Origin of the sequence: Dyadobacter frigoris (assembly GCF_005280585.1) — a bacterium.
Taxonomy (GTDB): domain Bacteria; phylum Bacteroidota; class Bacteroidia; order Cytophagales; family Spirosomataceae; genus Dyadobacter; species Dyadobacter frigoris.
The window spans coordinates 19767-38094 of the sequence record NZ_SZVO01000002.1 but is presented as its reverse complement, the minus strand read 5'-3'; the positions used below and the strand labels follow the sequence as shown (position 1 = coordinate 38094).

Annotated in this window: 17 protein-coding genes; 11 read left to right on the top strand and 6 right to left on the bottom strand. The window is 39.3% G+C overall.

The features are described from left to right. The first annotated feature begins 98 nt into the window (after positions 1 to 98). Complete coding sequence (locus tag FDK13_RS03965) at positions 99 to 1151, top strand: PA0069 family radical SAM protein (protein ID WP_137338697.1); 1053 nt, start codon at positions 99 to 101, stop codon at positions 1149 to 1151. Between the two features lie 43 nt (positions 1152 to 1194). After that, a complete protein-coding gene (locus FDK13_RS03960) occupies positions 1195 to 2460 on the top strand; it encodes an exo-beta-N-acetylmuramidase NamZ family protein (RefSeq protein ID WP_137338696.1) in 1266 nt (421 codons plus the stop codon). A gap of 375 nt (positions 2461 to 2835) precedes the next feature. Here FDK13_RS03960 and FDK13_RS03955 read toward each other — a convergent pair whose 3' ends face one another. From FDK13_RS03955 to FDK13_RS36010, 3 genes are all read right to left on the bottom strand, one after another. Continuing rightward, positions 2836 to 3336, bottom strand: coding sequence for a hypothetical protein (locus FDK13_RS03955; protein WP_137338695.1), 501 nt, complete (start codon positions 3334 to 3336; stop codon positions 2836 to 2838). Between the two features lie 195 nt (positions 3337 to 3531). After that, positions 3532 to 3654 carry a hypothetical protein gene (locus tag FDK13_RS36365; protein WP_262711804.1) on the bottom strand — a complete coding sequence of 41 codons (123 nt, stop codon included), beginning with the start codon at positions 3652 to 3654 and terminating at the stop codon, positions 3532 to 3534. 409 nt (positions 3655 to 4063) lie between these two features. Beyond that, entirely contained in the window at positions 4064 to 4234 is a 171-nt protein-coding gene (locus tag FDK13_RS36010) for a winged helix-turn-helix transcriptional regulator (protein ID WP_229215893.1), read from the bottom strand. Here FDK13_RS36010 and FDK13_RS36005 point away from each other — a divergent pair. Together FDK13_RS36005 and FDK13_RS03945 are read left to right on the top strand one after the other, a co-directional pair. Then, entirely contained in the window at positions 4229 to 4393 is a 165-nt protein-coding gene (locus tag FDK13_RS36005) for a hypothetical protein (protein ID WP_229215936.1), read from the top strand. The genes FDK13_RS36010 and FDK13_RS36005 overlap by 6 nt on opposite strands. Before the next feature lie 160 nt (positions 4394 to 4553). Next, on the top strand, positions 4554 to 5300 hold the full coding sequence (locus tag FDK13_RS03945; protein WP_137338694.1) for a Fic family protein: 747 nt from the start codon (positions 4554 to 4556) through the stop codon (positions 5298 to 5300). Positions 5301 to 5385: 85 nt separating this feature from the next. Here FDK13_RS03945 and FDK13_RS03940 read toward each other — a convergent pair whose 3' ends face one another. Continuing rightward, positions 5386 to 5730, bottom strand: a complete 345-nt coding sequence (locus FDK13_RS03940) for a hypothetical protein (protein ID WP_137338693.1) — start codon at positions 5728 to 5730, stop codon at positions 5386 to 5388. A 213-nt stretch (positions 5731 to 5943) separates the two neighbouring features. Here FDK13_RS03940 and FDK13_RS03935 point away from each other — a divergent pair, with 213 nt between their 5' ends. From FDK13_RS03935 to FDK13_RS03920, 4 genes are all read left to right on the top strand, one after another. Further along, complete coding sequence (locus tag FDK13_RS03935) at positions 5944 to 8097, top strand: TonB-dependent receptor (protein ID WP_137338692.1); 2154 nt, start codon at positions 5944 to 5946, stop codon at positions 8095 to 8097. Positions 8098 to 8206: 109 nt separating this feature from the next. Continuing rightward, entirely contained in the window at positions 8207 to 8860 is a 654-nt protein-coding gene (locus tag FDK13_RS03930) for a BRO1 domain-containing protein (protein WP_137338691.1), read from the top strand. A gap of 39 nt (positions 8861 to 8899) precedes the next feature. Further along, positions 8900 to 9967, top strand: coding sequence for a sensor histidine kinase (locus FDK13_RS03925; RefSeq protein ID WP_229215892.1), 1068 nt, complete (start codon positions 8900 to 8902; stop codon positions 9965 to 9967). Between the two features lie 24 nt (positions 9968 to 9991). Then, positions 9992 to 10744 (top strand): LytR/AlgR family response regulator transcription factor, encoded by a 753-nt coding sequence (locus FDK13_RS03920; RefSeq protein WP_137338690.1) that lies wholly within the window; start codon positions 9992 to 9994, stop codon positions 10742 to 10744. Positions 10745 to 10761: 17 nt separating this feature from the next. Here the strand turns inward: FDK13_RS03920 and FDK13_RS35290 are convergent, their stop codons facing one another. After that, positions 10762 to 10968 carry a hypothetical protein gene (locus FDK13_RS35290; protein ID WP_170982704.1) on the bottom strand — a complete coding sequence of 69 codons (207 nt, stop codon included), beginning with the start codon at positions 10966 to 10968 and terminating at the stop codon, positions 10762 to 10764. 122 nt (positions 10969 to 11090) lie between these two features. On the opposite strand from FDK13_RS35290, the gene FDK13_RS03910 reads away from it, so the two are divergent. Next, positions 11091 to 12830 (top strand): thiamine pyrophosphate-dependent enzyme, encoded by a 1740-nt coding sequence (locus tag FDK13_RS03910; protein ID WP_137338689.1) that lies wholly within the window; start codon positions 11091 to 11093, stop codon positions 12828 to 12830. Between the two features lie 84 nt (positions 12831 to 12914). Here FDK13_RS03910 and FDK13_RS03905 read toward each other — a convergent pair whose 3' ends face one another. Continuing rightward, positions 12915 to 14330 (bottom strand): arylsulfatase, encoded by a 1416-nt coding sequence (locus FDK13_RS03905; RefSeq protein ID WP_137338688.1) that lies wholly within the window; start codon positions 14328 to 14330, stop codon positions 12915 to 12917. Positions 14331 to 14532: 202 nt separating this feature from the next. On the opposite strand from FDK13_RS03905, the gene FDK13_RS03900 reads away from it, so the two are divergent. Both FDK13_RS03900 and FDK13_RS03895 read left to right on the top strand, forming a co-directional pair. Further along, a complete protein-coding gene (locus FDK13_RS03900; RefSeq protein WP_137338687.1) occupies positions 14533 to 15528 on the top strand; it encodes a YhdH/YhfP family quinone oxidoreductase in 996 nt (331 codons plus the stop codon). Between the two features lie 320 nt (positions 15529 to 15848). Next, positions 15849 to 18326 (top strand): glycoside hydrolase family 95 protein, encoded by a 2478-nt coding sequence (locus FDK13_RS03895; RefSeq protein ID WP_137338686.1) that lies wholly within the window; start codon positions 15849 to 15851, stop codon positions 18324 to 18326. The last annotated feature ends 2 nt before the right edge of the window (positions 18327 to 18328 follow it).

Below are 18328 nucleotides of genomic sequence, written 5' to 3'. Positions count from 1 at the left end.
GGAATTGGGAAAGGGAATAGCGTAACAAAAACCCTATTCCTTTTCCTTTTGTAAAGCAGGCGAAATTGAAATTCTGAAAACATTTTACACTTCATCACATGGACAATCGGGCTAGGGGCAGAGGAGCGGGAATTAATACCGATAATAAATTTCGTAAGCAGGAAATTGAATATACTTCCGAAGACTGGCAGAATTGGGAAGAGCCTGAAAAAAATGTCAAAACGTTGTTTATTGAGGAAATCTCAAAGTCGATTCTGAGCAAATCGGATAGCCCGGATCTTCGTAATTTCAATTCCATTAATCCTTACAGGGGTTGTGAACATGGCTGTATTTATTGCTATGCACGTAATTCTCATGAGTATTGGGGCTTTTCGGCCGGACTGGATTTTGAAACAAAAATTGTAGTAAAAAAGAACGCACCTCAATTGCTGGAAAAATTGCTGAATTCAAAAAGCTGGGAACCTCAGACGATTTTCTTTTCAGGAAATACAGATTGTTATCAGCCTGCTGAAAAAGTTTATCAGCTTACCAGACAGATGCTTGAAATTTGTCTGAAGTATAGAAATCCTGTTAGTATTCTTACAAAAAATGCCCTGATCCTTCGGGATCTTGATATTCTTGAAAAACTGGCAAAACTAAATCTTGTGCATGGCGCGGTTTCAATAACGTCTTTGAATGAGGATCTGAGAGGGAAACTGGAACCAAGAACCGTAACTGGAAAACGTCGTTTGCAGGTAGTGAAAACATTGCACGAAGCAGGCGTTCAAATGGGCGTGATGACTGCACCGATAATTCCCGGATTAAATGATCATGAAATTCCTTCCATCATTCAGGCTGCGGCAGAAGCTGGTGCGGTTTGGGCGGGCTATACCGTTGTAAGATTAAATGGTGCAATTGGGCCGATTTTCGAAGAATGGATCAATCATCATTTTCCGGATAAAGCGTCCAAAGTTTTAAACCAGATTAAAGAATGTCACGGCGGCCAGTTGAATGATTCCCGTTACGGTCTTCGTATGAGTGGTGAAGGCAAATTCGCTGAAAATATCAGGCAATTGCATGATTTTGCCTGTCGCAAATATTTTGCCGGCAGAGAGACAAAAGAGCTTGACAAGTCGCTATTTATAAAGGGCGGACAGATGAAATTGTTTTGAAAAAATCTTTATTTACCTCGAATATTTCCTAAATCCATATTAAATGAAAAAAATAGTTCTGGGCCTGAGTTTAATCGCTTCGATTGGCGCAATAACGACGAGCTGCGCCAGCACATCTGGTAATAAAAGTCCCTTTCCGGCCACTGGTGATTCCTTAGGTAATCATAATCCGGAGGCTGCCAAAACCGTCATAACCGGTGCTGACCAAACATCGGAATATCTGAAATATCTGAAAGGGAAAAGAATTGCCATGGTTGTCAACCAGACTTCCATTATTGGCAAAATACCAAGCGTGGACAGTTTATTGGCACTTGGAATAAACATTGTCAGAATTTTTGGTCCGGAACATGGCTTCCGTGGAAATGCCAGTAATGGTGCCAAAGTGAGCGATGAAACCGATCCGAAAACGGGTATTTCAGTTGTTTCATTATATGGAAAATATAAAAAACCGAGTAAAGAACATCTGGCAGATGTCGACCTTGTAATCTTTGATATTCAGGATGTTGGCTGTCGTTTTTACACGTATATCAATACGCTGGATCATGTAATGGAATCCTGTGCTGAAAATAATAAGGAGCTGATGATATTAGATCGTCCAAATCCGAATGGTTACGTTGTGGACGGGCCGATTCTGGAAGATCATTTACATTCGGGCATTGGTATGCACAAAATACCAATAACACATGGTATGACAATGGGTGAATTTGCACAAATGCTGAATGGCGAAAAATGGTTGCCGGGCCAGTTGCAATGCAAACTAAAAATTATTAAAGTAGCTAACTATGACCATGATACGCCTTATGATTTACCCGTTTTCCCATCGCCAAATCTGAATAGCCAGCAGTCGATTTTGTTGTATCCAAGCATATGTCCTTTCGAAGGAACAATTGTTAGTCAGGGTCGGGGAACTTACATGCCATTTACTGTTCTGGGTGCGCCTCTTTTAAAAGGAAAATATGAATTTTCTTTCATACCAAAAAGTATTCAGGGAATGAGTGAAACCCCGTTGCATCAGAATCAGGATTGTTATGGGCTGGATTTGAGGAAATATGCTATTACTTCTTTAAGAAAAAGTAAACAGATCAATCTGAAATGGCTTATTGAGATGTATAAAGCTTATCCGGACAAGGAGAAATTTTTCGATATGTCGCAGAGCAAGCAAATGGGCAATTTTGATAAACTTGCCGGAACTGAAAATCTTAAAAAACAAATTGTTGCCGGGACTCCGGAAGCTGAAATAAGAAAAAGCTGGGAGCCTGGACTAACGGATTATAAAAATATGCGGAAGAAATATTTGCTTTATCCTTAATGTAAGAAATGTTATGGTGAAGTAACAAAAAACCCCTTAGGCATAGTCTTAGGGGTTTTTAAATTTACTCAACGAGATTAGATATTATTTTGTCAGATATCGAAACATCTTTATAAAATTTATGTGAGAAATATTTGTAGGCGTATATACCTTCCGCGGTATCTACGTTTTTTTATCACCTTTAGATCACTAGGAAAAAAATAAATTTGAAATATTTTGATATTGTATTTAATTTACTTATAATGAGGTAGTTATTTGTAAATTATATTTTAAATATTAATAAAAAAAGATATATTTCACTTCGCTGGACCAGTAAAGTGCTTAATAAGTTTAAAAATCAAGATGAGGCCATTGAAAAGCCCAACAAGAAATTAATCAGAATTTGGCTCCTAATACTTTCGTATCACAGCCTACCGCGCCATTGTTTACAAACCCGACACTCACGTCCGTAATTCGGGTAGATTTTCCGGCTGGCAGATCTTTTTTTATCGTGATGACTTTTGTGGTAAGCGCTTCCTGTGTGTCGGATAAATATTTAAATTCCACTTCTACACTCTTGGCAGGCTTGTCTGCTTTGTTTTCAATAAGTAAATTGTGAATTGCTATGCCTCCAACGGAATGCCATTCATTTTCAATAATTTTTAGCTCATTTTCTACCTGGCTTTTCATCATGGCGTCGGCCAGATTAAGGGAATCTTTTTGACCTAAAACAGTGGTTACCGATTCGATTTCTTTATCTTTTTGAAGAAAATCCAGTTGTTTGTAATAGTAGAGAATGTAAAAAAAAGCACAAATTGGTACAATTGCACTAATCCATTTAAGCCACTCAATTGCAACTTTTTTAAATCTGGCACTTTTTCGTTTTCTTGACGGCATTTTATTCGAATTGCGGTGAGAATTACAAATAAAAGCATCTTACGTAGTAAGAATACTATGTTGTGCCAAATTTTTACGAAAATGAATATAATTTTTTATTTGTAATAAGGAATGTAATGACCGGATTAGAAATTGATTTTAGCCAGAGAGAATTTTTGCAGAGAAAAATTTAAACAATAAAAAGTGCCGGAAATTTCACCACCATACATATTCCAGAATATTATAAAGGATAAGAACAAGTATTGAAAATGCAATTAATGAAACAATAATTCTCCACCGGCCTGCATAACCAGGCTGGTCGTCACGCGAATTCTCCATGATATTCCAAATATTGTAGAGGTAATAGTAAAATACTTTCTCTTCTATTTACAAGCAGAATCACCAATTCTGATAATTTTAGCGGGTGTATACTATGATCCAGGAAATATGTGTTCAGTTAACAAATGGTGACACAAGGTTAGTTTTTTATGTTGTGCCGCCCAAACCGTTAAATAAGTTCTGTTGAAAAAAGATGTATTTGTCGTATTAATACGATATAATGCTATAAAACTACTTGGAATAACTTTAAGATTGTAAAATTTGATTGCCTTTATTTTATTTATGACCATTTTTAGGTAATGATCAGATTAAAAAGGCAAAAGAACTACTTTTTCGCTTCTTCCGTTTCCGAAAATACTGATGAGGTTATTACTTCGCGCAGGTGGGCCTGATGTTCATCACCCCAGTTTCACATCGTTTCAATTACGGGCAAAAGTGTCTTCCCAAATTCAGTTAGGCTATATTCAACTTTTAGTGGTAATTGCGGGAATACTTCTTTGCTAATAATGTTGTGTAATTCCAATTGTCTCAATTGAATATTTAGCACGCGGCGGGTTGCTTCCGGGATTTTTTTATGCATATCCGTAGGACGCAAGGCACCATTTCCAATGTAATGGATAATGTGAATTTTCCATACAGTACTTCTCTGATCAGATCCAGACCGCAGCTGAGTGTGATGGGGATTTTTCTATGGTACATGAGTATTGATATTATAACAAAAGTGAACAGCTTTAACTAACGCTTTTTCTTTATTTAAAATCTCATATTTTTTTTATGCCGGTGATCCGCTTGCGCAACTAAACGAGGATCAAGTGAGATATTCCATATCTTGCCTATTAAAAATTATAATGTGAGGTTTGGTGAAATTTTAAAGCCCATTGTGAAGCAGCAAAAGCCTGATGAAAGAGTTATTAGCAGAAATAGACAATCTAAAAGAGCAGCTAAATCGCCTTCGCTATATTCAAGGTGAGAAAGTGGCTAAGGCCTTTGAAATGGAGTATACTTATGAGAGTAACCGGATTGAAGGTAATACTCTAACGCTTCAGGAAACGGTATTGGTTATTGAAAAGGGGCTAACTATTAGTGGAAAAAGTCTTCATGAACATTTAGAAGCTATAAATCATTCTTTTGCGTTAAATTATATAAAGGAATTAGTTAGTGAAAAAGCGCCGTTAACAAAGCATGAATTATTAAATATAGATAAATTGATTCTCCAGGGAGTTGACAACAGTAATGGTGGAAAATTCAGGACAGTACAAGTTTTGATTAGTGGCGCAAAACATATTCCGCCACAGCCATTTATGGTTGATGAATTGATGGAAGGATTTTTTAAATGGTATTACGACAATAAGGATTCTATTCATCCTGTTATTCTTGCTGCTGAAATTCACGAACGCTTGGTGACTATCCATCCTTTTATCGATGGAAACGGAAGGACAAGTCGTTTATTAATGAATCTTATTTTATTGCAGCATGGATATCCAATTGCAATATTAAAAGGAGATTCTGAAAATCGGTTGAAATATTATCAGGTTTTGGAAATTGCACAAATGGATGGAGATAATGAACCGTTTATAGAAATGGTCGCATTAAACGTCAAGGAAATTTTACTAAGAATTTTGCAGGTTTTGAATTTTAACATATAAAATTTAAACCAAATGGGATTAAAAGTTGATTCCTTATCACAACACTGGAATCAACTTTTTAATCAGATAAATTATTTCAAAATCCCTAAGGCTTTTTCACCGTCGTCGTATCCGGATACACAACTCCCCCCGTCGTAATTGTTCTTTTTCTTCTCCTAACCGTATATCCGGCCGTTGTATCTGCACCTGGGCGGCCGGTACTGCTTCTGCTTCCGTCAATTGTCCCATTGGTATTGACATTTCCGTTGTCATTCAAAACGGGAGCATTTTCTTTTATGACCGGGTCTTTTGACAAATTCACTCTTTTGGAAGTATCCATTACGGTAACTCTTTTAGAAGTTTTCGTTTTAGTAACATTTTGGGTTTGAGAAAAGCCAACAGTCGGGATAATCAATATTGTGATGATAAAGAAATGTTTCAGCGCTTTCATGGTGTAATTGTTTAAATATCAGATGTGAAGATTGTTATCTTTAAGTGTTAAAAATATTATTCCAGTGAATAATCAGACTTTTGAGTAAATGATTGATTCACTTGGGCAGGATAATTCTGTACTTCATCCATCACTTTCTGCGCTTCGGTAAAGTTCAATTTTTCAGTACCCTCTTATCAGCCAATTTTGACTTAAATCTAATGAGCAGCCAGGATGAAAATGTTATTAATTTCCTTCACGATATTTTTTCTGATGTTAAGTGCAGAAGCACAAACCATAATATCCGGGAGAATTTCTGATCAAAAAGGCGCAGGAATGCCAGGGGCCAATATATTATTGAAAGGAACATACGACGGAACTTCCTCAGACGCAGACGGAAATTTTAAATTCGAAACGTCCGAAACCGGAAAGCATATGCTGGTTTTTCAGGCTTTGGGTTATAAACCGCAGGAAAGGGAAATCGAATGCGCAGGTCAACCGTTAAGTTTCCGGATTTCATTAGCCGAAAGTATCAATGTATTAACAGCAGTAACCATCACAGCCGGAGCCATGGAAGCCAGTGATACCAAAAAAGCGGTAGTACTGAAGCCACTGGACATTGTAACAACTTCGGGAGCGATGGGAAATATTACCGCTGCATTACTTACACTGCCTGGAACTTCAACGGTTGGCAACGACGGAAGATTATTTGTAAGAGGTGGTGACGCTTCCGAAACCTCGATTTTTATCGATGGCTTACAAGTTGGAAATGCTTACGGAAGTACAGCAACCAACGTCCCGACTCGTAATCGTTTCAGTCCAAATTTATTCAAAGGTTCGTTTTTCAGTACCGGTGGTTATTCAGCAGAATATGGTCAGGCGCTTTCTTCTGCGCTCGCCTTAAATACACTGGATCTTCCGTTACGGAATCAGGGTGATTTGAGCATTATGTCGCTGGGCGGCGGTTATACGCAAACGTTGGTAAAAGATAATAATGCGCTGACAGCGACAGCCAATTATTACAATCTTGCTCCGTATCAATCACTGGTGAACCAAAAATTTGACTGGGAAAAGAGTCCGTCTACCTGGGATACTGAGGTTTCTTTAAGACATAAATGGGGCAAAACAGGTTTTCTGAAAGCTTATACGCACACAGAAGGAAGCAACATGACGATCTGGCAACCGGTTGCGGGTGGGTTGGGCCGTGGTGACCGGGTTCATATCAATAACCGTTATTCTTACGGAAATCTTTCATTTCGTCAGGCTGGAAAGCGTGACTGGTTTTTCTACGGCGGACTTGCTTATTCACACAACCGGGATGCAATCAATTTAAATTATGTTCCGGTTTGCCAGGTAAATCAGCTGGGACATGCGAAAATAGTGGCAGTGAAAGATTTCAGTCCTCAGTTTTCATTAAAAAACGGAATTGAGTATTATTTGAAATCGTATTCGGAAGAATTGGTTGATGACCATTTGAAACGCAGTATTATGGACAATCAGTTTAACCATTTTATTGAGACAGATTATTATTTCAGTAATCGTTTGATTTTCAGAGGTGGATTAAGAAGTGGATACAGCACAGCCGCTAAACAATTTTGGATGGATCCACGGATTTCATTGGCTTATAAATTGAATAATCAGGGACAATTTTCCATCGCAGCCGGAAAATTTCACCAGCTTCCTGATGAAAAATTGAGAGTATTACAAAACAACTTGCAAAATGCAGAAGCCAGTCATTATATTCTTAACTATTTCATTGTCAACAATAACAGGACATTTCGCGCGGAGGCATTTTACAAAACTTACAACAACCTGTCAACCTACAACGGAACAGACCTGGCGCCGGTTAACATCACGCAAAATGGTTCTGGTTTTGCAAGAGGAGCCGATTTCTTCTACCGGGATAAAACAAGTTTTAAAAACACAGATTTCTGGGTTACATATAGTTTCGTGGATAGCAAACGCCAATATTCAGTATTTGAAACAAAAGTACAGCCGTCTTTTGCTCCGAAACATAATGGATCAGTCGTTATCAAACATTTTGTAAGTGCCTTGAAATCACAGCTTGGAACTTCCTGGTCCTGGAATAATGGGTACACCTACAACGATCCAAACCTTGCGGGTGAGATGCAGCGTAAAACAAAAGCGTATAGCGATCTCAGTATCAGCTGGAGTTATCTGCCAAGACCGAATATTATCCTGCACGCTGCCTGTTCAAATATTCTTGGGAGGAATAATGTGTTTGGTTATAAATATTCAACACAGCCTGATGAAGCAGGTTCGTTTTCAAGAATTCCTGTTGGACAAGGTGCGACCAGAATGGCTTTTATTGGTTTGTTTATCACGCTTTCCCACGATAAAAATGCCAATCAGCTGAATAATCTGTAATCTTAAAAATGTATTGACAAACAGGTTTTTATCAAAATAAATGGTGCAAAATATAAGTATTAATCAAGTTTCTACAATTGCTTCCCAACTTTCAAATCGAACAAAAAATATGAAAAATTCTCTGTTAACCATCGCTTTAATTCTTTGTACTGTTGTATCAATTTTCGCACAGGATTCTGCTTACCAAAAAGCTATGAAAAAAGAAATTGATAAACTTAACATAGCCGATTCTTTGAGTAAATATCAGCAATCCGCTAACGGTTTCGCACGTATCAGCCAGTTAAATCCAAATGAGTGGCAGCCCTATTATTACAACGCCCTTGCTTACGTTTACCAGGGATTGGACAATTCTTTGGACCTGAACAAAAAAGATGAAGCCCTGGCAAAAGCAGAAGAACTGATCAAAAAGGCCGAGGCAATTTCACCGAATAATTCAGAAATCGTAACACTTGAAGGCTTTAAAATAATGGCAGAAGTAAGTGCCGATCCTGCCAGCCGCGGACAAAGCTTGTCGGGGACGGTAATGTATACTTTTGGGAAAGCGATGAAAATGGATCCTCAAAATCCAAGAGCATCACTTTTAATGGGACAAATGGAATTTGGAATGGCCGGATTTTTTAAATCGGGTACTGAAAAAGCATGTGGTTTAGTAAAACAAAGTCAGGCTATATTTGCAGCCCAGGATGATGAAGCCTTAAAAGCAAAACTGGCGCCAACCTGGGGAAGAGCATTTGCCGAAAAATCCGCAAAAGCTTGTCAGTAATACGTTGAAACATTACATTAGAAAAACAAATTTAATCAAATGACATCTTCGATAAGAGGCTCAAAAAAATTCTGGAATTTTTCCCCGGCCTTTATTGGTGTGAATTTGATTATTGCCGCTGTACTTACGGTTATATTCTGTCCTTCCTGTTTTACCTCAATTAAAGGATTGTTGTCTGCAGCCAATGACTTTTTCTACTCTTTCGTTTTGTCATGTATTCTGAGTTACGGCGGTTTCCTGGCCGAATATTACTTTGACAAGAAAATGCCCTGGATTCAGTATCCTGTCAAAAGGCTGATTTTAGAAAGTATCAGCTATGTTCTGTACGTTTTTGTTACTAGTTATACCATTACATTTTTAATCGAATTTCTGGTAAGACAGTCTTTTTCGTTGGACAATATTCCTTGGGAATGGCTGATGGTCCACACAAAATTACCCATGCAGATTTCTGTAATTATTGCATTTTTGCTTATTAGCCGCTCATTTTTACTGGAATGGAAAAAGTCGGCGATTGAAGCTGAACAATTGAAAACGCAGCAATATGCACAACAATATCAAACGTTAAAGGATCAGCTTAATCCACATTTTTTGTTCAATTCACTCAATGTTTTGAGCAATCTGGTTTATGAGAATCCGGATACAGCGGCAAGATTTATCCGACAGTTATCAAAAATCTATCGTTATGTTTTGGAGGTTCAGCAAGAGAAACTAGTTAAACTTTCCAGCGAAATGGAATTTGCTGAAAACTTTCTTTCACTTCAAAAAATACGGTTTGAAGAAGGTTTGCAATACAAAATTAATGTAAATCTGAAAACTGATTTTTACCTGCCGCCACTGTCGCTGCAAATGTTGCTGGAAAACGCGATCAAGCACAATATCGCATCCATGGCTAATCCATTATTTATTGAAATTCTGTTGGAAGGAAAACAATTAATCGTTAAAAACAATCTTCAATTAAAAAGCAGTTTATCAGAAGAATCGACTGGAATTGGTCTTTCCAATATTCGAAAGAGATATGAATTGCTTAATAATGATCAGGTTTTAATTGAAGAAACAAATGATTTTTTCATTGTAAAACTACCGCTACTAGAAAATCCGCAATTATAACGCAGCCAGTAAATTTAAGATAAAATGCGAATACTGATCATTGAGGATGAAAATATGGCGGCACGCCGTCTGATCAAACTGATCAACGATATGATACCAAAGTGTGAGATTTTTGGAAACCTGGATACGGTTACTTCTGCCGTAGAATGGCTTAATAATAATCCACAGCCAGATCTTATTTTCCTGGATATTCAGCTCGCTGACGGAATAAGTTTTGAGATTTTTGAACATGTAAAAGTCACCTCGCCCATTATTTTTTGCACAGCATTTGACCAATATGCAATCAAAGCTTTCAAGCTGAATAGTATTGATTATTTATTAAAACCAGTTGATCCGGAAGAGCTGAAAAACGCTTTAAATAAATTTCAATCGGGAAGAAAAGCACCGGAAATAACGCTGGACCAAATTCGTGTTTTATTACAACCCGTTCAAAAAGTATACAAAAACCGGTTTTTAGTAAAAATCGGAGAACGTATCCAAACAATCGCAATCGACGAAATTGGTATATTTTACAGTGAAGACAAAGTCACTTTTCTGATGACCAAACAAGGTAAAAAATTCATCATCGATTATACGCTTGACGAAGTTGAAAATCTGCTTGATCCTGAATTATTTTTCAGATTGAACAGAAAATACATCAGTTCCGTTAGTGCGATAAAAGGTGTTTTCACCTACTCAAACAGTCGCCTGAAAATCCAGCTTGAAAATTCCGCTGACAACGATATTTTGATAAGTCGTGAAAAAATGGCTGCGTTTAAAAACTGGTTAGGACAATAAAATTAAGAAACCAAAATCTATAAGTTACCACAGAAGTTTCTCCGAGCCACCCGTCCGCCGGCTTTTTCCGCCGTCGGACGGGTAAAAAACCAGCCAAAACCAAAGACCAAAAAGACCAGCAAACCCAAACCCCATATATCTACCTCAAATTCCGTCATAAGTCCATTGATGTTCTCATAGCTCCGATTGAAATTTGCAATAACGATTCTGTTATAATTGCGCATTCCCAACAATCATTAGTACATTAAAGTGTAATTGATCAACATCAGGATAGCTGGAACGAAAGTTGAGTCTTTTCTGTCAGAAGTGATTCACTTCCAATAACAAAAAACTAATACCTATTGATATGTCAAAGAAAGTAGCGGAACAATTGGCGGATATGCTTGTACAGGCAGGTATCAAACGGATTTATGCGGTGACGGGCGATAGTCTGAATGAATTGAATGATGCGGTAAGAAGAAATCCGGCCATTAAATGGATCCATGTAAGACACGAAGAAGCAGGAGCTTATGCCGCCGCCGCAGAAGCGGAACTGACCGGTTTGGCCTGTTGCGCAGGAAGCAGCGGCCCCGGACACGTGCATTTGATCAACGGACTTTATGATGCCCACCGCGCCGGAGCATCCGTTTTAGCGATTGCGTCAACCTGTGCTACGGTGGAATTTGGCAGCGGATATTTTCAGGAAACAAATACGATCAAGCTTTTTGACGATTGCAGTTATTACAATCAAATTGCTGCCACACCGGCGCAATTGCCAAGAATGACGCAAGCTGCACTGCAACATGCTATCCAGCAAAAAGGTGTTGCAGTATTAGGTTTGCCGGGAGATGTAAGCGCAATGGACGCGGTTGAAAATGTGACTGCCGACAAAAATTATTTTTCCAAAGCATTAATCAGACCTGGCGATGAGGAACTTCAGGCGCTCGCCAATCTGATCAACAAACATAAAAAAATTACGATTTTCTGTGGAATCGGGGCTTCTGATGCGCATGATGAAGTTGTAGAATTGGCGGCTTTATTGAAAGCTCCGGTAGGATATTCGTTTAGAGGAAAAATGGGAATTCAGTATGATAATCCCTATGAAGTTGGGATGACGGGTTTGCTGGGATTGCCTTCCGCCTATCACGCCATGCATGAAAGCGAGCTGGTAATTTTACTAGGAACCGATTTTCCTTACACGCCTTTCATTCCGCAAGACAAAATTTTGGTACAAATCGATACCAGACCTGAACGATTAGGAAGAAGAGCAAAACTTGAAATGGGTTTGCATGGCGATACTAAAACAACATTAAAAGCACTTTTCCCACTTTTAAAAATCAAAGAAGACGACAGCTTTTTGAAAGCCCAGCTTCATATTTATGAAAAGGTAAAAGATCATTTGCAAACGTATGTGAAGGATAAGGGCTCAAAAAATGCAATTCATCCGGAATTGGTAGCAGCTGAAATTGATAAATTGGCAACAAGTGACGCCATTTTTACCGTGGATACCGGCATGTGCTGTGTCTGGGCTTCCCGGTATATTCAAGCGACTGGAAAACGGAGCATGGTCGGATCCTTTACACATGGATCGATGGCTAACGCCATGCCTCATGCGATTGGTGCAGCGTTGGCCTGTCCTGACCGTCAGGTTGTTGCAATGTGCGGGGATGGTGGAATTTCTATGTTACTGGGAGATTTGGCTACTATCAAACAATACAATCTTCCGATCAAAATTGTGGTATTCAACAACCGTTCTTTAGGAATGGTAAAACTGGAAATGGAAGTAGCCGGATTGCCTGATTCTGAAACAGATATGGTCAATCCCGAGTTTGCATTAGTGGCCGAAGCGATGGGGATAAAAGGTATAACAATCAGCGATCCGGACAATCTGGAAGCAGGTTTACAGGAAGCGTTTCTTTACAATGGCCCTGTTTTGATCAACGTCATGACCGATCCAAATGCATTGGCAATGCCTCCGAAAATTGAAATGAAAATGGTTGGAGGCATGGCACTTTCCATGACCAAATTAATGCTTGGCGGAAAATTTGAAGAAGTTTTAGATACCGTAAAATCCAATTACAAACATTTGGAAGATTTGCTGGATTAGTAGTCGATTTAAAAATGGTTAGGTTAATCTGATTTCTGGATTGATCTAACCATTTTTATAAGTGAGGTATTTCAGATCTCATTTTCAGTTTTTAGCGAACGGAAATAAAATACTTTCACGATGCGCTTCGCCCATGTATTTTTCCATTTTATTAACAATCTCAGGATTTTGGGAAGCCAGGTTGTTTTTTTCGGCAGGATCTTTTGCCAGATCGTAAAGCTCCGGAATTCCATTTGGATTTTTATCAACTTCAAGTCTTACCGCTTTCCAGTTCCCCATTTTAACGGCCTGCCTTCCGCCGCCTTCATGAAATTCCCAGTATAAATATTCATGTTGTTTCTGCTTCGGTTTTCCAAGCAGCTCATTAACAATCGAGAGTCCATCTGAATTTCTTGGTTTTGCTGCGTGGGTTAGCTCTGTAAATGTGGGCATCAAATCCCAAAATGCGCCGACAAACTGGCTTTTGCTGTCAGCTTTAATTTTTCCTGGCCATTTTACGATAAAAGGGACGCGAATTCCTCCTTCATACAAATCCCTTTTATTTCCCCTCAATCCGCCCGAACTGTTAAAAAATTCAGGATCAGCACCACCTTCACGATGTGAACCGTTATCGCTGCTGAAAATGATGATCGTATTTTCCGTTAATCCCAACTTGTCGAGTTTTTGCAAAATTTCCCCTACATAGAAATCCATCCGGCTTACCATGGCGGCATAGGTAGCGTGTGCATCAGGCTCTGAGGCATAACCGGGAACGGTCGCATCCGGCCCGTAATCATTGCCTTTATAAGGTTTTTCTGTCAGTTTTCCTTTGTACATTTTCAAAAAAACATCATCCGGCCCCTGCAATTCAGCATGTGGCAAAACGGTTGGAACGAACAGGAAAAACGGTTTGTCTTTATTTTTATCAATAAAAGCAAATGTTTTTTGCTGAATCAATTCTGGTGCATAAGTTGCCTTATGCTTTAAATCATTTCCCTGAAGAATTATTTTTTTGTTATTTTCCCAAAGATGTGTAGGATAATAGCGGTGCGACTGGCGCTGACAATTATATCCAAAAAACTGGTCAAAACCTTTTTTTGCCGGCTCGCCTGAAGTTCCTACCATGCCCAATCCCCATTTGCCAAAAGCTCCTGTGACATATCCAGCTTTTTGAAGTAATTGTGCATATGTTTCAACCGAATCCGGAAGCGGTTCCTGGCCTTCCGGCTGGATTTCCTTATTTCCTCTGATGTAGGTATGGCCTGTATGCAGTCCGGTTAATAAGGAAGAACGGGAAGGTGCGCAAACGGTAGTGCCGGCATAAAAATTGGTAAAAAGTTTCCCCTGTTTGGCCAAACAGTCAATGTTGGGCGTTTTTATTATTTTCTGTCCGTAAACACCCAAATCTCCATAACCCAGATCATCAGCCAGAATGAAAACGATATTTGGCTTTTTATTTTGTCCAAAAGTTAAAGCAGAAAGTGAGATTAACCCGATGGCAAGGGATACTAGTTTTTTCATAATACATTTTCTGTCCGGTAAATAAAGGAAGCTTAGTCATTTCCCTACCTGTTATTTTGCAGGATAAAAGACATTTCATGAAACTTCCGAATTCTGTTTTTCGGTAAAAATTTTATGTTGATATTCAGCATTGCTATACAAAATGTCTGTTGTGGTAAGGGATATAAGATTTTGTATAGCACAAATTTTAATGAGAAAAATCATGCAAAAGGTATTTAAAGCTTTATATATAAGCCAGGAAGGAGGAGATTTCAAAAAGGAAATTAAAGAATTAAACACCGCCGATCTTCCGGGAAATGACGTGCTCATTAAGGTCAGTTATTCGTCTTTAAACTATAAAGATGCGTTGTCGGCGTCTGGAAATAAAGGCGTTACAAGGAAATTTCCACACGTTCCGGGAATCGATGCAGCAGGAATTGTGGTAAAATCCAATACATCGGATTTTCAGGAAGGTGATTCAGTTCTGGTTACCGGATTTGATCTTGGGATGAATACCTGGGGCGGTTTTGGTCAATATATAAGCGTTCCGGCACCATGGGTTGTTGCCTTGCCGGAAGGACTTTCTTTAAAGGAATCAATGAGTTTCGGAACGGCGGGACTGACCGCTGGATTATCGGTTGAAAAAATAATCGGTGCCGGGATAACTCAGGACCTGGGAGCTGTTATTGTCAGTGGAGCAACCGGTGGCGTGGGAAGTATGGCGACGGCAATCATGTCAAAACTAGGTTTTGAAGTTGTAGCCATTTCGGGGAAAAGTGAAGACGATTTCCTTACATCGACGCTTGGTGCAAAACAAATTCTTAACCGGAATGAGTTTATTGAAAAATATAATAACAAGCCCTTATCATCATCCGATTTTTCTGCCGGAATCGATAATGTAGGTGGCCCAACGTTATCGGGAATTTTGAAATCCGTCAAGCAATATGGCATGGTTACCTGCTGTGGAAACGTCTCTTCGGCAGAACTGAATACTACTATTTTTCCGTTTATTTTAAGGGGAATTACACTGACAGGAATTGATTCAGCTCAGGCTCCGATTGCATTGAGGAAGAAAGTCTGGCAATCGCTGGCATCAGAATGGAAACCACTCCATCTGAATGAAATGATCCGGGAAATTGGTTTGGAAGAATTACCGGAAAAGCTGGATGCATTGTTGCACGGAAAAGCGAAAGGAAGATATGTTTTGAAACACAATTAAGAAATACTGGAAATCAGGGTAGGGCCTGGGATGTTGGGTAATGACCCTATCTCCCGGGCTTTTTTATTTTTAGGATTATTTTATTTGATTATATAATAAAATAATAGTCAAAAAGGGTTTGATTAATGTTTTATTAATCATTCTGTTAATCCTGAATGCCTAATTTGCACAGAATTCATTTAGCTGCTGGCCGGGATTCAATTCTTTCTAAAACTTTTACAAACAATCATGATTAGAGTAGTCTTCTTTGATTCTTATCTAAGTGTCACCGGTTTTCATTTTCCATCACAACTTTTTGATAAGATATACCAATCATTTTCATGAAAAATATAGTACGCATCCTAACCGCTTTCTTGTTTATTTCCAATGCGTTTGCTCAGCAGGCTGGGGCATTAAAACTTTGGTATAAAAAACCTGCCGGGAAAATCTGGACAGACGCGCTGCCGGTTGGAAACGGTCGTTTGGGTGCCATGGTTTATGGAAATCCTGAACAGGAAGTTATAAAACTTAACGAGTCGACAGTCTGGGCTGGCGGGCCAAATCGTAATGATAATCCCAATGCACTTGCTGCATTACCACAAATCAGAAAATTAATTTTTGAAGGAAAACACGCAGAAGCGGAAAAGCTTGCCGCACAGAATATCGAGTCCAAAACGACCAATGGCATGATGTATCAACCCGTGGGAAATCTCAATCTGACATTCCCGGGCCATGAATCTTTTACAGATTATTACCGTGAACTGGATTTGGAAAAAGCCACTACTACAACATCTTATACAGTCGATGGCGTGCGCTATACCCGACAAGTAATTGCCTCGGTTCAGGATCAGATCATTGCAGTCCGGTTAACTGCTGATAAACCAGGCAAACTGAATTTTACTTCTTTTTTAACAAGCCCGCAAAAAGGCCGGCGAAAAACAGATAAAACCGGAAAGCTCGTGTTTTCCGGAATGAGCGGTGATCATGAAGGTTTAAAAGGACGAGTTGTGTTCAATGCGCATGTAAAAGTATTAAATGAGGGTGGGCAATTAAGCGCCAGCGACACGTCTGTCACAATTAACAAAGCTAATGCAGTTACAATTTATATTTCAATCGGTACTAATTTTGTTGATTACAAAACACTGACTGCCAATCCTGAAACAAAGGCAGATTTATATTTAAACAATGCGGTAAAAAAGACGTTCGAGGATATTCTTGCCAGACATATTATCTCTTATCAAAAGTATTTCAACCGTGTAAAACTTGACCTCGGAACTACCGAGGCAGCTAAATTTCCTACCAACGAACGGATAGAAAAATTTGCATCAGGAAACGACCCGCAGCTTGTGTCCTTGTACTTCCAGTTTGGCAGATATCTGCTGATCTCTTCTTCCCAACCTGCACAAAACGGAATGCCCGTTGGACAACCTGCGACTTTGCAAGGCATTTGGAATGAAGAAATGAGTCCGCCCTGGGATAGTAAGTATACGATCAATATTAATACTGAAATGAATTACTGGCCTGCTGAGGTAACCAACCTGACTGAGATGCATGATCCTTTAATTCAGATGGTTAATGATCTTTCACAAACCGGACAAGAAACAGCGAAAGTCATGTACGGCGCCAATGGCTGGGTGGCACATCATAATACAGATCTTTGGAGAATTACTGGTACGGTGGATCCGATTTTTTATGCCATGTGGCCTATGGGTGGTGCCTGGCTTAGTACGCATGCCTGGGAAAAATATTGTTATTCGGGAGATAGAAATTATTTGAAATCGGTGTATCCTGCACTGAAAGGATCTGCTCAGTTTTTTGTCGATTTTCTGATCGAAGAACCTACGCACAAATGGTTGGTTGTAGCTCCGGGTATGTCGCCAGAAAATGCACCGGCTTCACGTCCGGATGTTACGATAGGTGCAGGAAATACGATGGACAACCAGATTGTTTATGATATTTTTACAAGCACTTTACGAGCTGCCGAAGCCCTTGGAACGGATCCTGAATTTGTAAAAATATTAAAAGAAAAACGAGCCAGACTTGCTCCGATGCAGATAGGGAAGTTCGGTCAATTGCAGGAATGGCTTGAAGATCTTGATAATCCGGATGACAAACACCGTCATATTTCACATTTATATGGTTTGTATCCTTCGCACCAGCTTTCTGCTTACCGTACGCCTGAACTTTTCAGTGCGGCTCGGACGTCACTGGAACATCGGGGTGATGTCTCAACTGGCTGGTCAATGGGTTGGAAAGTAAACTGGTGGGCGAGATTGCAGGATGGAAACCGGGCTTATAAACTTATTACCGATCAACTTTCGCCTGTAAATGCACCTGGAAAAAAAGGCGGTGGCGGGACTTATACAAATCTTTTTGATGCCCATCCGCCATTTCAAATCGATGGAAATTTTGGCTGTACCGCCGGAATTGCTGAAATGTTAATGCAAAGTCATGATGGTGCCATTCATTTATTGCCGGCAATTCCGGATGGCTGGAAAACAGGGAGCATTAGCGGACTGCGGGCCAGAGGTGGTTTTGATATTGTCGCGCTGGAATGGAAAGATGGCAAAGTTTCAAAACTGGTTATTCAGTCTAATCTGGGTGGAAATTGCCGTCTGCGGTTGCCGAATACTTTACAAGGAAAAGGAATCGTTTTACAATCCGTGACGGGAGAAAATCCAAATATTTTTTACAAAACGGAAGATGTTCTGAAACCTGTTATTTCGCCGGCTGCAACGATCAATAAATTAAATATCAAAGAAACATCGCTTTATGATTTCCAAACACAAAAAGGAAAAATTTATACACTGACCCTTTAATA

Coding starts and splice junctions, on each gene's coding strand:
- FDK13_RS03960 (WP_137338696.1), top strand. CDS start 1,195: ATGAAAAAAATAGTTCTGGGCCTGAGTTTAATCGCTTCGATTGGCGCA.
- FDK13_RS03925 (WP_229215892.1), top strand. CDS start 8,900: ATGACATCTTCGATAAGAGGCTCAAAAAAATTCTGGAATTTTTCCCCG.
- FDK13_RS03935 (WP_137338692.1), top strand. CDS start 5,944: ATGAAAATGTTATTAATTTCCTTCACGATATTTTTTCTGATGTTAAGT.
- FDK13_RS36010 (WP_229215893.1), bottom strand. CDS start 4,234: ATGCATAAAAAAATCCCGGAAGCAACCCGCCGCGTGCTAAATATTCAA.
- FDK13_RS03910 (WP_137338689.1), top strand. CDS start 11,091: ATGTCAAAGAAAGTAGCGGAACAATTGGCGGATATGCTTGTACAGGCA.
- FDK13_RS36365 (WP_262711804.1), bottom strand. CDS start 3,654: ATGGAGAATTCGCGTGACGACCAGCCTGGTTATGCAGGCCGGTGGAGA.
- FDK13_RS03895 (WP_137338686.1), top strand. CDS start 15,849: ATGAAAAATATAGTACGCATCCTAACCGCTTTCTTGTTTATTTCCAAT.
- FDK13_RS03920 (WP_137338690.1), top strand. CDS start 9,992: ATGCGAATACTGATCATTGAGGATGAAAATATGGCGGCACGCCGTCTG.
- FDK13_RS03900 (WP_137338687.1), top strand. CDS start 14,533: ATGCAAAAGGTATTTAAAGCTTTATATATAAGCCAGGAAGGAGGAGAT.
- FDK13_RS35290 (WP_170982704.1), bottom strand. CDS start 10,968: ATGCGCAATTATAACAGAATCGTTATTGCAAATTTCAATCGGAGCTAT.
- FDK13_RS36005 (WP_229215936.1), top strand. CDS start 4,229: ATGCATATCCGTAGGACGCAAGGCACCATTTCCAATGTAATGGATAAT.
- FDK13_RS03965 (WP_137338697.1), top strand. CDS start 99: ATGGACAATCGGGCTAGGGGCAGAGGAGCGGGAATTAATACCGATAAT.
- FDK13_RS03940 (WP_137338693.1), bottom strand. CDS start 5,730: ATGAAAGCGCTGAAACATTTCTTTATCATCACAATATTGATTATCCCG.
- FDK13_RS03955 (WP_137338695.1), bottom strand. CDS start 3,336: ATGCCGTCAAGAAAACGAAAAAGTGCCAGATTTAAAAAAGTTGCAATT.
- FDK13_RS03930 (WP_137338691.1), top strand. CDS start 8,207: ATGAAAAATTCTCTGTTAACCATCGCTTTAATTCTTTGTACTGTTGTA.
- FDK13_RS03905 (WP_137338688.1), bottom strand. CDS start 14,330: ATGAAAAAACTAGTATCCCTTGCCATCGGGTTAATCTCACTTTCTGCT.
- FDK13_RS03945 (WP_137338694.1), top strand. CDS start 4,554: ATGAAAGAGTTATTAGCAGAAATAGACAATCTAAAAGAGCAGCTAAAT.